The sequence below is a fragment of the Nostoc sp. CCY0012 genome (assembly GCF_963920855.1).
Lineage (GTDB): Bacteria > Cyanobacteriota > Cyanobacteriia > Cyanobacteriales > Nostocaceae > Cyanocohniella.
Genome location: NZ_CAWUDM010000030.1, coordinates 51,986 through 66,143 on the forward strand (window position 1 = coordinate 51,986; position 14,158 = coordinate 66,143).

At 42.2% G+C, this 14,158-nt stretch carries 14 protein-coding genes; 9 read left to right on the forward strand and 5 right to left on the reverse strand.

The window, feature by feature from the left end; translation table 11 throughout:
• Nucleotides 1–54 precede the first annotated feature (54 nt).
• On the forward strand, nt 55–1,494 hold the full coding sequence (locus ACM0OS_RS11060; protein WP_414543232.1) for a serine/threonine protein kinase: 1,440 nt from the start codon (nt 55–57) through the stop codon (nt 1,492–1,494).
• Between the two features lie 63 nt (nt 1,495–1,557).
• On the opposite strand, the gene ACM0OS_RS11065 is transcribed toward ACM0OS_RS11060, so the two are convergent.
• The 3 genes from ACM0OS_RS11065 to ACM0OS_RS11075 all read right to left on the reverse strand — a co-directional run bounded on the left by ACM0OS_RS11065 (nt 1,558) and on the right by ACM0OS_RS11075 (nt 4,860).
• Nucleotides 1,558–2,352, reverse strand: coding sequence for an S-layer homology domain-containing protein (locus ACM0OS_RS11065; protein WP_414543233.1), 795 nt, complete (start codon nt 2,350–2,352; stop codon nt 1,558–1,560).
• Nucleotides 2,353–2,553: 201 nt separating this feature from the next.
• Nucleotides 2,554–3,495: an NAD(P)-dependent alcohol dehydrogenase gene (locus tag ACM0OS_RS11070; RefSeq protein WP_414543234.1), complete on the reverse strand. Its 942-nt coding sequence runs from the start codon at nt 3,493–3,495 to the stop codon at nt 2,554–2,556.
• 1,224 nt (nt 3,496–4,719) lie between these two features.
• Nucleotides 4,720–4,860, reverse strand: coding sequence for a hypothetical protein (locus tag ACM0OS_RS11075; protein WP_414543235.1), 141 nt, complete (start codon nt 4,858–4,860; stop codon nt 4,720–4,722).
• Here ACM0OS_RS11075 and nifB point away from each other — a divergent pair.
• The 7 genes from nifB (at nt 4,854) to nifD (ending at nt 12,291) form a co-directional block, all read left to right on the forward strand.
• Nucleotides 4,854–6,305: a nitrogenase cofactor biosynthesis protein NifB gene (nifB, locus tag ACM0OS_RS11080; RefSeq protein ID WP_414543236.1), complete on the forward strand. Its 1,452-nt coding sequence runs from the start codon at nt 4,854–4,856 to the stop codon at nt 6,303–6,305. The two genes, ACM0OS_RS11075 and nifB, sit on opposite strands and share 7 nt — an antisense overlap.
• A 163-nt stretch (nt 6,306–6,468) precedes the next feature.
• Nucleotides 6,469–6,822, forward strand: a complete 354-nt coding sequence (locus ACM0OS_RS11085) for a 4Fe-4S binding protein (protein ID WP_414543237.1) — start codon at nt 6,469–6,471, stop codon at nt 6,820–6,822.
• Nucleotides 6,819–8,021: a cysteine desulfurase NifS gene (nifS, locus tag ACM0OS_RS11090; RefSeq protein WP_414543238.1), complete on the forward strand. Its 1,203-nt coding sequence runs from the start codon at nt 6,819–6,821 to the stop codon at nt 8,019–8,021. Before ACM0OS_RS11085 ends, nifS begins: the two co-directional genes overlap by 4 nt.
• Before the next feature lie 117 nt (nt 8,022–8,138).
• On the forward strand, nt 8,139–9,053 hold the full coding sequence (gene nifU / locus ACM0OS_RS11095) for a Fe-S cluster assembly protein NifU (protein ID WP_414543239.1): 915 nt from the start codon (nt 8,139–8,141) through the stop codon (nt 9,051–9,053).
• Nucleotides 9,054–9,225: 172 nt separating this feature from the next.
• On the forward strand, nt 9,226–9,582 hold the full coding sequence (locus tag ACM0OS_RS11100) for a group I truncated hemoglobin (protein WP_414543240.1): 357 nt from the start codon (nt 9,226–9,228) through the stop codon (nt 9,580–9,582).
• A gap of 297 nt (nt 9,583–9,879) precedes the next feature.
• Entirely contained in the window at nt 9,880–10,782 is a 903-nt protein-coding gene (gene nifH / locus ACM0OS_RS11105; RefSeq protein ID WP_414543241.1) for a nitrogenase iron protein, read from the forward strand.
• Between the two features lie 126 nt (nt 10,783–10,908).
• Nucleotides 10,909–12,291, forward strand: a complete 1,383-nt coding sequence (gene nifD, locus ACM0OS_RS11110) for a nitrogenase molybdenum-iron protein alpha chain (RefSeq protein ID WP_414543242.1) — start codon at nt 10,909–10,911, stop codon at nt 12,289–12,291.
• Nucleotides 12,292–12,651: 360 nt separating this feature from the next.
• Here the strand turns inward: nifD and ACM0OS_RS11115 are convergent, their stop codons facing one another.
• Complete coding sequence (locus ACM0OS_RS11115; protein WP_414543243.1) at nt 12,652–12,963, reverse strand: hypothetical protein; 312 nt, start codon at nt 12,961–12,963, stop codon at nt 12,652–12,654.
• 209 nt (nt 12,964–13,172) lie between these two features.
• A complete protein-coding gene (locus tag ACM0OS_RS11120; RefSeq protein WP_414543244.1) occupies nt 13,173–13,715 on the reverse strand; it encodes an NYN domain-containing protein in 543 nt (180 codons plus the stop codon).
• Between the two features lie 151 nt (nt 13,716–13,866).
• Between ACM0OS_RS11120 and ACM0OS_RS11125 the strand changes: the two genes are divergently transcribed.
• A complete protein-coding gene (locus tag ACM0OS_RS11125) occupies nt 13,867–13,989 on the forward strand; it encodes a hypothetical protein (RefSeq protein WP_414543245.1) in 123 nt (40 codons plus the stop codon).
• Nucleotides 13,990–14,158: the final 169 nt, after the last annotated feature.

The following is a 14,158-nucleotide window of genomic DNA, read 5'->3' on the forward strand; positions in this document are numbered from 1 at the left end:
TCAATCAAAGTATTTAGCGCCGCTATAGCCTTAAATAAAAGTAGGAGTGATGTTGTGTTCGACTCAGGACAAATCTTGCAAGAACGATATCAACTGCAACAACAGTTAGGAAATACGATCGCAGGTCGTCAAACTTGGTTAGCGGAGGATTTAAATCATGCAAATCATGAGTTAGTGATTGTGAAACTTCTAGTTTTCAGTGCTGAACTTCATTGGGACGATTTAAAATTATTTGAACGCGAAGCCCAAGTATTAAAAAATCTCAATCATCAGAGAATACCCCGCTACCGTGATTATTTTTTAGTTGACCAGCAACCTGGTTCAAGTCTGAGTTGGTGGGGTTTGGTACAAGATTATATTCCTGGCTTTACTTTACAAGATTTGCTGGCAAAAGGCACAAGATTTAGTGAGCAAGAACTCAAAAAAATTGCCAGAGATATTTTGCAAATTTTGATTTATCTCCACCAATTGAATCCTGCGGTTCTCCATCGAGATATTAAACCCAGTAACTTAATCCAGGGAGAAAATAAACAAATATATCTTGTAGATTTTGGTGCAGTACAAGACCGCATGGCTGTCACTGGATTAACCTTCACTGTAGTGGGTACTATTGGTTATACTCCAATGGAACAGTTTTGGGGACGCGCTGTACCCGCATCTGACCTTTATGGTTTGGGAGCTACTTTAATTCATTTACTCACAGGTGTAGCTCCGGCTGAATTACCTCAGAATAATTTGCGGATTCAGTTTGCCGATCACGCCAGTGTCAGCGATAATTTTGTGAATTGGATTCAAAAACTAACTGAACCAGCTTTAGAAAAAAGATTTGCGACTGCTCATGAGGCTCTTGCAGTTATTAACCAAGGATTAAAGTCTAGTTCTAGTCAAACTTTGTTCTCTAAAAATAATCCAGTTATACATCGTGTTAGACCTTTTCTGGTAGTTACTAAAAAATCTCCAGAAGAATTAGAAATTTATAGATATAAGCAACCAGGAGAAAATAAGGCTTGGATAACATTAATAATCGGGTTTTTGGTTCTCTTTGTGGGATTACCTAGTATAGTAGGAGGCTTCGGAATCACAGTATTAATTGTGTTATCTTGGCTAATTTTTATAGGGAAAATCCTAAACAATTCTCTAAATAGAGAAGTTAATTTACTCAGACAAGAAAAATTAGAGAACGCAGTTAATTTAATAAAAAAAGATAAGTATGGTGGTTATATTCGTTTTGATGCCAAAAATAAACGTTTTGTCTTTCAAAGTCGCTGGTTTGGCTGGTTTGATTCAGGCTCTGAGTTGATTGCCAATATTCGCTCTATTTATGTATGTCAACAAAGCGAAAATCTATCTAGTGGACGCTATGGTACAAGAGTTAATGATTGGCAAGTTATTATCCGTACAGATAGAAATCGTGTGCGCTTAAATTGGCGTTTAAATGAAGAAGAATGCGCGTGGTTGGTTAATGAAATTCAGATTTGGCTGCATCAATATTAAAGCGATCGCTCTCTAATATCAACGTCAATCAACAAGCGATCGCTATGATTAAAATATATCTTTTTATCGACCTCTATTTCTAATTTGCAGCGCTCTTTCTACCGTTCCACCCTTACGGAAGCGAGACAAAACAATTGCAGCTTCAGCTCTTGTGACTGGTTTTTGGGGAGCAAAAACTTGAGTTTTACCATAAACACGGGCAAAGTTAAAATTACTAGCACCATTTCCTAAATCAAATGCAATCTTCAGAAGATAACGTTCGCTGATTTGATTAGCGTCGGTGAACCCTCTGGTGCGACCAATAAAATTACGCAATGATTCAGGCGATCGCGCGCTAGGGGTAACATTAGCATCTAAACTTGTTTTGAGAACAATCATCTGTTCTCTGGTCAAAACTTCATCAGGTCTTAAGTTACCATCTTCAAAACCCGCTAAATACCCAGCATTATGAGCTGCTTGAATATAGGTAAAGTGGGGATGAGAAACTGGTACATCGGGAAAACTTGGTGTACCACCTTGAGGTAAGCGAATAGGATCTCGATGTAATTCATTGTAAGTTTTCACCAACCAAGCAATAAACTCGCCACGGGTCATAGCTGCTAATGGTTGAAACTCGCTAGAAGTGGTATCTATAACTCCTAGTTGTGCTAATTGCTGGATTTCTGTTTCCCCATGAACACCTTCAATGTCTGTGAAAGGATTTAATAACTGGCTAATTTGAATTGGTTTGCAGCTTCCTAATTCCAGATTAGCTGGGTTGTGCAGACAAGCAAAGGCTGGATAACTTGTTCCCAGAAACCCCAGAGTGACAACGGTAGCACCAACTATATTAGCCACAGACGTAATCTTGGGATACATGATTATTTTCTCCTGGAGTATGAAAAGCCATTTATTTTACAGACTCAAATATGTATATGTGTACGTGAACGGAAATATGCATTGCCATCAGTATATTTGGCAAAAGTTGAATTTATCATGAAAAAATACCCAAAAACCTTGAAGATTCTGGGTGATGAAGTCGTATAACCCACCGAATAACGCCGATTTTAAGATGTTTACTTAATGAATTGCGATCGCAATTTTACCCACAGCACGTTCACTCTCACTATAAGTATGAGCAGCAGCGAGTTCAGCCAAGGGAAAAGAACGGTCAATCACCGTTCGTACTTTCCCCGCTTCTATCAATTCTTTCATATAAAGTAAGTCTTGAGTATTGGGTTTCTGGAGAACAAATTTAGCTTTTTGTCCAGGAAGAAAAGCCGTTAACACACTCTGTAGCAGAACTTCCGGGGTGGGTAGGGTGGAGATATATATTCCCTGGGGTTTGAGAACTCGTTTGCAGCTAGAGAGCGATCGCTTGGCAACTGCATCAAAGATAATATCGTACTGTACATTATCTTCTGTAAAATCTTGCTGGGTATAATCAATCACTCTATCTGCACCCAAAGATTTGACAAACTCCAAGTTTTTGCTACTACAAACCCCCGTTACCTCTGTCCCTAAAGCTTTGGCAATTTGTACTGCAAACATACCTACCCCACCCGCAGCGCCATTAACTAGCACAGTTTGACCAGATTTGATATTTCCTAAATCCCGCAAAGCCTGGAGAGAAGTCAAAGCCGCTAAAGGTACGGTAGCAGCTTCCTCATAACTTAAATTCGCTGGCTTGGGAGCAATCAGATTTTCTGGAACAGCCGCAAATTCAGCATAAGCACCTCCAGGGAAGCTAGTACTACCATAAACAGCATCTCCTGGCTGGAAGCGTGACACCTGCGAACCAACGGCTACCACTTCACCCGCCACATCAAACCCCAAAATCAGGGGAAACTTATTACCTGTGAGCAAACTCAGCATACCCTTGCGGGTTTTCCAGTCAATGGGATTCACACTACTCGCATGAACTTTTACCAGCACTTGGTCTGGCTTAATTTGCGGTTGTGTCACATCTTCATATTGCAACACCTCAGCTGACCCATACCGACGAAGAACAACTGCCTTCATAATCCTTCCTACTACCCTAAAACAATCTCCAGTTGAGACTATTACCTTAAATTACAAGGTATTTAGCAAGTATCCTTTGACAGAAGTATCTGAATTTCATCTCAATTGTTCCTCCGCGCTCTTTGCGTCTACAGCCCTTACGGGCATCGCTGCGCGCGGGCGGTTCGTTTTATATTGTATCGATAAATTAAGAGATACCAAAGATTAAATTGTAAAATAAATAACCAGTCTCAGATTCACAGGCATCTTAAATGTTTAGGTAGATTTTTTACTTCTATCTATAGGTACATTAATCTGTATACCTATTTAACACAGTGAATGACTCAAGAGCGGGAGCAATTAATATTATCTCAAAAAATAAAATAAATATAAAATGCATTTTTATCGCCAAAAAAATGATATGTTAGATACAGAATAAGATTGGCTTGATATCTCAATTCTGACTCTGCAAAATCCTCAAGCGTTAGCATAGCTTACCGTAGGTCTTGCTACTCACAAACAAATCCAGTAAGCAATAATTCCTATTATTCTCTTGTAGCCATAAATTCTCAATAGGTATATGATGGATATTAATGGAAAGCCTGGTTTAATGCTGTTCAAGGGATTTATTACCGCTTAATTCTCTGCAAAAATTAAAAAAAGATAAACTGCATTTTTCCTGCCAAAAAAATGATATGTTAGATACAGAATTGAATTTCGCACGTATCTGGAGTAGTGCAATATAAATCTGCTCCAGTTTTCACTCCTTAATTTCCTGAGTATTTGTCGTTTTAAAGGGGATTTAAGGCGGGTTTGAGTACATATTGAAAGTACCCAAAACCTATGTGAAGTAAACTAAAACCCTGACTGACACTGGATTTCGGCTGAGTACAAAGAAATCCTGAACCCCTCTTCATAAATACTCGTACCCCAACTAAAAAATACTAGAACCCCTACCCGAAAAATAAATTTTTAATGCTTGTAAAGCCCACACAGTTAGGGTTTATAAATTTGAGTACAAGCATAATAAATCCAATAAATTCTATCCTAGATCAACACGCCGACCTATTATTCACAACTGCTATAAATCTTATATCGCCAATCACTCAACGCCCCAAGCGAAAGCAAAAGCGAAGAGTGAGTGGAGGGATGAGATAGCACCATGCCTCTGTGAATAGAAGTCGCGGCTGTACTTACAAACTAATCCCAGCCAAAACCCAAACGTTGACACACACCAGCTATATCTCAGTCAACAGTAAACAAACTAATAACTGTTAACTGATAACTGAGTAAAAGACGCGACTTCACTTCCTGGGTACAGACAGTAGCAACGGCATCTCCCACTGTGGCATCCAGTCCACCGACCCTTGCGAAATTCAATGACACTACCGTCTTCAGGACTCCTCACCTCCTCCAACAATCAGGAACTAGCAGTTACCCAAGCAAAATCAGGTGATTGCGGATGCGACAGCAGCACCACCGTAGAAATGGATGAAAAACTCCAAGAACGGATCGCCAAACATCCTTGCTATAGCGAAGATGCCCATCACCACTACGCCAGAATGCACGTTGCAGTTGCACCAGCTTGTAACATTCAATGCAACTATTGCAATCGTAAATACGACTGCGCCAACGAAAGTCGTCCTGGAGTAGTTAGCGAATTGCTGACACCAGAAGAAGCAGCACACAAAGCTTTGGTGATTGCGGGCAAAATTCCCCAAATGACCGTCGTGGGAATTGCAGGACCTGGTGATCCATTGGCGAATCCTGAAAAGACTTTCCGTACTTTTGAGTTGATTGCAGACAAAGCACCAGATATCAAGCTTTGCCTCTCAACTAATGGCTTAATGCTACCCGAATACATCGATCGCATCAAACAACTAAATATAGATCACGTTACTATCACCCTAAATACCATCGACCCAGAAATCGGCGCTCAGATTTATTCTTGGGTTCACTACAAGCGCAAACGTTATAGAGGCATTGAAGGTGCTAAGATTCTGCTAGAGAAGCAGATGGAAGGCTTACAAGCACTCAGAGAAGCCGACATTTTGTGCAAAGTCAACTCCGTAATGATTCCCGGAATTAATGACCAGCACCTGATCGAAGTCAACAAAATGATTCGTGAAAATGGTGCCTTCCTGCACAACATCATGCCATTGATTTCTGCACCGGAACACGGCACACACTTTGGTTTAACCGGTCAACGTGGCCCCACACCCAAAGAAGTGAAGTCAGTGCAAGACAATTGCGCCGGCAACATGAAAATGATGCGCCACTGCCGCCAATGCCGAGCCGATGCTGTAGGATTATTAGGAGAAGACCGCAGCCAAGAATTTACCAAAGACAAATTCTTGGAAATGTCCCCAGAATATGACCTTGAGCAACGCACACTGGTTCACGAAGGGATTGAAAAGTTTAAAGAAGAACTACAAATAGCCAAAGATAAGGCACGTAACGGCAAGAAATTTGCCAGCAATCCCAAAATCCTCGTAGCAGTCGCTACTAAAGGCGGTGGATTAGTTAACCAACACTTCGGTCATGCGAAAGAATTCCAGATTTACGAAGTAGATGGTAATGAAGTTCGCTTTATCAGTCATCGCAAAATTGACCAATATTGCCAAGGTGGATTTAGTGAAGAAGCCACTTTCGAGCATATTATGGAAGCGATCGCAGATTGTAAAGCAGTTTTAGTCTCCAAGATTGGTAACTGTCCTCAAGAAAAACTGCAAGCAGCTGGTATCCAGACTGTTGAAGCTTACGACGTGATTGAAAAAGTTGCTTTGGAATTTTACGAGCAATATGTAAAGGAGTTAGGTAGTAAGGAATAGGCTTCGCCGTGAGCGTCAGCCGAACGGGAGTAGGGAATAGGGAGTAGGGAGTAGGGTACAAGAAAGAAAACTTTGAACTTGTGCCATTCATCTCTCCCCACTCATCTCCCCCCACTCATCACTCACCACTCACCACTCCCCCATTTCAACAAGGAGAATAATCATGGCTTACACCATCACTAGCCAATGTATTTCCTGCAATCTCTGTCTGTCTGCTTGTCCTACTGGTGCAGTTAAAGTAATTGACGGTAATCATTGGATTGACCCTGAACTTTGCACAAACTGCGTTGGTAGTGTTTACTCTGTACCTCAGTGTAAAGCTGGTTGTCCCACCTGCAATGGTTGCGTTAAACAGCCCAACGATTATTGGGAAGGCTGGTTTGCTCACTACAACCGCTCTTTGGCTAAATTAACTAACAAAAAAGATTACTGGGAGCGCTGGTTTGACTATTACTCCCAAAGATTCTCAGAACAAATATCTCAGCATCAGAGCGAAGTTGTAGGTTTATCAGGATGAGCGTGATTTATTTAGACAATAATGCCACAACTAAGGTAGACCCAGAAGTAATAGACTTGATGTTGCCTTATTTGCGGGACTACTACGGTAATCCTTCAAGTATGCACACCTTTGGTGGACAACTGGGCAAAGCTGTCAAAATAGCCAGACAACAACTAGCAGCCCTCATCGGTGCAGATGAATCGGAAATTGTCTACACTAGTTGCGGTACAGAAGGAGATAACGCGGCCATTCGCGCCGCCCTGTTGGCACAACCAGAAAAGCGACATATCATTACTACCCAAGTAGAACACCCAGCCGTATTGAATGTCTGCAAACAACTGGAAACCCAAGGTTACAATGTTACCTATCTTTCGGTGAATAGTCAGGGACAGTTGGATCTCAATGAATTAGAGGCCTCCTTGACTGGTAACACCGCCTTGGTGACAATTATGTATGCCAACAACGAAACAGGCACAATTTTCCCCATTGAGCAAATCGGCTTACGAGTCAAAGAATATGGCGCTCTCTTTCATGTAGATGCAGTGCAAGCCGTGGGCAAAATCCCCATGAACATGAAGAACAGCACCATCGATATGTTGACCTTATCTGGTCACAAAATCCATGCTCCCAAGGGAATTGGTGCTTTGTATGTGCGGCGCGGTGTGCGGTTCCGTCCCTTGTTACTTGGGGGACATCAAGAACGTGGTCGTCGGGCAGGAACAGAGAATGTTCCTAGTATAATTGCTTTGGGTAGAGCGGCAGAATTGGAACTCTTACATTTAGAAGAGGCTACCACAAGAGAAAGAAAATTGCGCGATCGCCTAGAGCAAACCTTACTCGCTAAAATTCCCGACTGCGAAGTCAACGGCGATCCAACGCAGAGATTACCCAACACCACCAATATTGGTTTCAAATACATTGAAGGCGAAGCAATTCTGCTTTCCTTGAACAAATATGGCATCTGTGCTTCATCTGGTTCTGCTTGTACCTCCGGCTCTTTAGAACCTTCCCACGTTTTACGGGCAATGGGTTTACCCTACACCACCTTACACGGCTCCATTCGTTTCAGTCTTTCTCGCTACACCACAGAAGCTGAAATCGACAGAGTAATAGAAGTAATGCCCGATATTGTCGCACGTTTACGCGCCATGTCCCCCTTCAAAAACGATGATGCGGGTTGGTTGCAATCACAAGAACAAGCACTAGCTCATAGTTAGGGAGTAGGGAATAGGGAGTAGGGAATAGGGAAAGAAAATATTCACCACTCCCCACTCACTACTCACCACTCCCCCACTTCGCCAAAATAACTTAGAACTCAGCACTCGAAACCTAATATGTGGGACTACACAGATAAAGTATTAGACTTGTTTTACAATCCCAAAAACCAGGGAGCTATTGAAGAAACCGACGAACCTGGTGTGAAGCTGGCAATGGGAGAAATTGGTAGTATTGCTTGTGGTGATGCTTTAAGACTGCATTTGAAAGTTGAAGTAGAATCTGACAAGATTTTGGATGCTCGCTTTCAAACCTTTGGCTGCACCAGTGCGATCGCTTCTTCTAGTGCGTTAACCGAAATGGTCAAGGGTTTAACTTTAGATGAAGCCTTGAAAGTCTCCAATAAAGAAATTGCTGACTACCTCGGCGGATTACCTGAAGCTAAAATGCACTGCTCTGTCATGGGACAAGAAGCGCTAGAAGCCGCTATTTATAACTATCGTGGCATTCCTCTGGCTACCCATGAGGACGATGATGAAGGCGCATTAATTTGTAGCTGCTTTGGGATTACCGAATCTAAAATTCGCCGTGTGATTGTCGAAAATAACCTCACGGATGCGGAACAGGTAACAAATTATGTAAAAGCTGGCGGCGGATGCGGTTCCTGTTTAGCAAATATTGATGATATTATAAGAAGTGTAAAGGAACAAGCCGCCGCACCTGCTCTTAACAACCACAGCGTCGGAGTTACTACAGATATTGCTAATTCTCAGCCGCGATCGCCAAGACCTCTCACCAACGTCCAGAAGATTGCACTAATTCAAAAAGTCTTAGACGAAGAAGTCAGACCCGTATTAATCGCAGACGGCGGAGATGTAGAACTTTATGACGTAGATGGAGATAGAGTCAAGGTTTTACTCCAAGGCGCTTGTGGTTCTTGTTCCAGCAGTACAGCCACTCTCAAGATTGCCATCGAAGCCAGATTACAGGATCGAGTCAGCAAAAACCTTGTAGTCGAAGCAGTCGAACCATAACTTGCAGATTTACGCACCACACAAATAGACCCTGTAATTCATTCACCAGGAACAGGAAATAGGATTTGACTCAAATCTTCGCTCCATCAATGCTTCAGTCTTAAAGTACATAGGTGAAAGTAAACACCTAATTGCACATTTCATGATCCCACTCGCTTCAAAGGAACAGGATATGAGTACATTGTACGACAAAATTGGTGGACAACCGACTATTGAAAAAGTGGTTGATGAGCTACACAAAAGCATCATGGCAGACAACAGCCTCAAACCCTTTTTCGCTAACACAGACATGGCCAAACAACGCGCTCATCAAGTTGCTTTCTTCTCTCTCATGTTTGAAGGGCCAAAGCAATACGGTGGTCGTTCTATGGACAAAACACACACAGGGATGAATCTCAATGACCAACACTTCGACGCTATTGTCAAGCATTTGAATGCGGCAATGGCTGCAAGTGGAGTCTCAGCAGAAGACACCAGCGCTGCCTTAACTCGCGTTTCCAGCTTAAAGGGCGCAATTCTCAACAAATAAGGACTTCTGCATTGATTGACGAATAACTACCTCAAGTCCTCCTTTATTTTCTCCCCATATTTGTAAAGTGTGTAATTCCTTTGTCATTTGCTTGACAAGTGGCAAAGGAGAAAAATAAACAAACTCACGAAACATAAACTTAACCCGAATCATTATGACCCCAACACCCATCGATTTTGTTGTGGAGCGAGCGCCACCAACGATGCTCTCTCTACATGCGCTCACTGCTGTAGCTCAACAGGCGTGAACGTCAACACAAAAGACCCACTAACCAACCAATCTCAGGAGAAAAATCACATGTCAGTTGACGAAAAAATTAGACAGATAGCTTTCTACGGTAAAGGCGGTATTGGTAAATCTACCACTTCCCAAAACACCCTGGCAGCTATGGCAGAAATGGGTCAGCGCATCCTCATCGTCGGTTGCGACCCCAAAGCTGACTCCACCCGTTTGATGCTGCACAGTAAAGCTCAAACTACCGTTCTTCACTTGGCTGCTGAAAGAGGCGCTGTTGAAGACCTAGAACTAGAAGAAGTCATGCTCACCGGCTTCCGTGGTGTGCGTTGCGTGGAGTCTGGTGGTCCAGAACCCGGTGTAGGTTGTGCAGGTCGTGGTATTATCACCGCCATCAACTTCTTGGAAGAAAACGGTGCTTATCAAGATGTTGACTTCGTATCTTACGACGTACTAGGTGACGTTGTATGCGGTGGTTTTGCTATGCCTATCCGTGAAGGTAAAGCGCAAGAAATCTACATCGTTACCTCTGGTGAAATGATGGCGATGTATGCTGCTAACAACATCGCTCGTGGTATTTTGAAATATGCTCACACCGGTGGCGTGCGCTTAGGTGGCTTGATTTGTAACAGCCGTAAAGTTGACCGCGAAATCGAATTGATCGAAACTCTGGCAGAACGTTTGAACACCCAGATGATTCACTTCGTACCCCGCGACAACATCGTTCAACACGCTGAATTGCGTCGGATGACTGTAAACGAGTATGCACCTGACAGTAACCAAGGTCAGGAATACCGCGCATTAGCTAAGAAAATCATCAACAACGAAAAACTCACCATCCCCACTCCTATCGAGATGGATGAATTAGAAGCACTGTTGATCGAATTCGGTATTCTCGAAAGCGACGAAGAAGCAGAAAAACTCATCGCCGCAGAAGCCGCAGCTAAAGCAGCAGCTAGCAAGTAATTACCAAAGGAAAAAGGAAAAGGCAAGAACTCATATCTTACCTTTTACCTTTGACCTTCTCCCCCCTACTTTTAGGGGACTTCCATCTACCCTATCCCCAGATCCTTAGGAACTCGAGAGGCTAAAATGACACCTCCAGAAAACAACAAGATTGTTGAAGAAAGAAAAGAACTAATTAAAGAAGTTCTAGACGCTTACCCAGATAAAGCTAAGAAAAAACGCGAAAAGCACTTAAACGTATTTGAAGAAGGTAAGAGCGATTGCGGCGTTAAATCTAACGTTAAATCTCTTCCTGGTGTAATGACCGCTCGTGGTTGTGCTTACGCAGGTTCCAAGGGTGTGGTTTGGGGTCCTATTAAGGACATGATCCACATCAGTCACGGGCCTGTAGGTTGCGGTTACTGGTCTTGGTCTGGTCGTCGTAACTACTACATTGGTACTACAGGTATTGATACCTTTGGTACAATGCACTTCACCTCTGACTTCCAAGAAAGAGACATCGTTTTCGGTGGTGACAAAAAACTGCTGAAACTGATCCAAGAATTGGAAGTACTCTTCCCCCTCAACCGTGGTGTATCTATTCAATCTGAATGTCCCATCGGTCTAATTGGGGATGACATCGAAGCTGTTGCTCGTAAAGCAGCTAAAGAGATTGACAAGCCTGTTGTTCCCGTTCGTTGCGAAGGCTTCCGGGGTGTTTCCCAGTCCTTGGGTCACCACATCGCTAACGACATGATTCGTGACTGGGTATTCCCCAGATCCGATAAAGCTAAGGCTGACGGTTCACTGAATTTTGATGCTACTCCTTATGATGTAGCAATCATCGGTGACTACAACATCGGTGGTGATGCTTGGGCCAGCCGCATCCTACTAGAAGAAATCGGCTTGCGCGTAGTCGCTCAATGGTCTGGTGACGGTACTATCAACGAAATGTTGATGACCCCCAACGTGAAGATGAACCTCATCCACTGTTATCGGTCGATGAACTACATCAGCCGTCACATGGAAGAAAAATATGGTATTCCCTGGTTAGAATACAACTTCTTTGGCCCTACCAAGATTGCTGAATCCCTACGGGAAATTGCTTCTAAATTTGACTCGAAAATCCAAGAAAACGCTGAGAAGGTAATTGCCAAGTATCAGCCCACAATGGATAAGATCGTTGAGAAGTACCGCCCCCGTTTGGAAGGTAAGACTGTCGCCATGATGGTTGGTGGTCTACGTCCTCGCCACGTTGTACCCGCTTTCCAAGACTTGGGTATGAAGATGATTGGTACAGGTTATGAGTTCGCTCATAACGATGACTACAAACGTACCACTGGCTATATCGAAAACGGCACCATCGTTTATGACGACGTTACCGCTTACGAATTTGAGGAGTTTATCAAAGCGCTGAAGCCTGACCTAGTAGCTTCTGGTGTGAAAGAGAAGTATGTCTTCCAAAAGATGGGTCTTCCTTTCCGTCAAATGCACTCTTGGGATTACTCCGAGCTTGATTATGGGGTTTGAAAGGTAATAGGTGTCTGGTTTTTTAGCCGTGGGAGAAAAAAAGAGCCTATTTCTAGCCTAAATGCGAGTTTTAGAATATCTAGGAACAATATATTTTTGTGGTTTCATGCAATATAACTCTTATGGGAACTCGTTTTTGGGTTTGGCTGAATTTTATTTAAATTAAAACTGTAAATTGAAACACTTTTTTGAATAAGATTTATTTAGATTAAAACAGGCGATCGCTTTTGCTTGATAATGGGGGATGCAATCAGCAAAAGAGAGAATAATTCATTTAGGGTATGTCAAACCTAGATTTGCTTTAAGGTTCAACGTAGAGGGTTTGTCTGGCAAAGGTTAAACCTTAATTTTCGGACAGGTCTACTGTGGAAAGCAGTGCTGGCATTTATCGAGAACATAATTTTCCATAAGTTCACCAGTTTCAAGGTCATATACAGGAAGAATTGTCCCATCACGGTAAACGTGAGCTGGAAGAATCCCAATATTAGTAAGACCAATAAAGTTATTCAGGTCTGCATGGACAAGGTTATGGGAACCCCAAAAACCATCCAAACCGACACGATGTAGTTCACCAGTGTTTGGATTAAGGATGTAATCAAAACCAATTTCTTGAAATTCTCGATAGATACGAAGGTTTTCAAGCTTTTTGCCAAACAGTTTCAGACTAGTCATATAGATAATACTCTGCAATACAAAACAATATTAGCTCATGTTTTTTGTCGATGATTGGCACTTGGCAATGGGTTTATATCCAAGAAGCGTCTCGCAAACAGCTTTTCTAGCTAACTAATTATTAGAAACTTTCTGTTTAATTCCCCGATTTGGAATAGTTTAGTAGGATGTGTTGTGGCAAAGCGCAACGCACCCTACTATGCCTAACCTTAGAAAGCTAAATGATCAAGGTGTGGATCAAGTGCAACAAAACGATTACATGCATCTTTTAACTCTTGTGCAGCATGATTCCAGAAAAATAGCTCAACGGTAAAACCATCATTACGCAAGGCTTCAATAGCAGGTATAAAATCACCATCGCCTGCTACTAAGGTAATTACATCCTCGCCCTTATCCATTTTTGTATAAGCATCTTGTATCATTGCTGTTACAATCCCTGTATCAACTTTTTTCTCTTTATTTGCAGCGTTTCGATCAACAATTTTAGTTTCAAAGCCTGCCTTTTCAGCGATTTCCCAGAGTGAATCATTTGCAGGAGGGCGTGAACCAAACAAAACTGCTCTCTTAATCTTGGCGAGGTCACTTCCTGCTGTAAAGCTATGAAGTTTACCAAAATCAAGGCGATAGCTGTTATCAATAATATTCTTGTTCATCGCATCATAAATATTCGCTACCAAAGCTTTCCGAACAGCGCTAACACGTTTGCTTTCGATGAAGACATTAGAATTATCTACATAGACAAAGTTAGACATATTAATATTTTTTTAATTTTTATAATTAAGTTAAGCGCTTTATGATTTGATGCACTTACAACTCGCTAATCCTAACTAATTCGACTTAAAACTGTCTTGTCTGGTTTTCCGTACCCTCATCAGAGGCGGTAAGCCTATACAAAATGGAAGAGTGAATGTAACATTTGTATGGAAAAGTGGTATAACAATTAGACAAACTCAAGCTGCGATCGCCCAAACTCGACAACACGTCACTGTATATTTAAAGATTATCTGTGAGATGCACAAGAGGTAAAGCGTTGTAGCGATCGCTTGATAATAAACTAGGCGATCGCAAATTTGCTTTAACAGATGAAGCCAGTGGTAGTGGACATCCTTGTTAACCTCATTAAACTGGCTATCTAAGTAGGACGGCGTAAATAATTAAAGGTTTGTAGTGAGGACTTTAGTCCTCAAATAAGGGC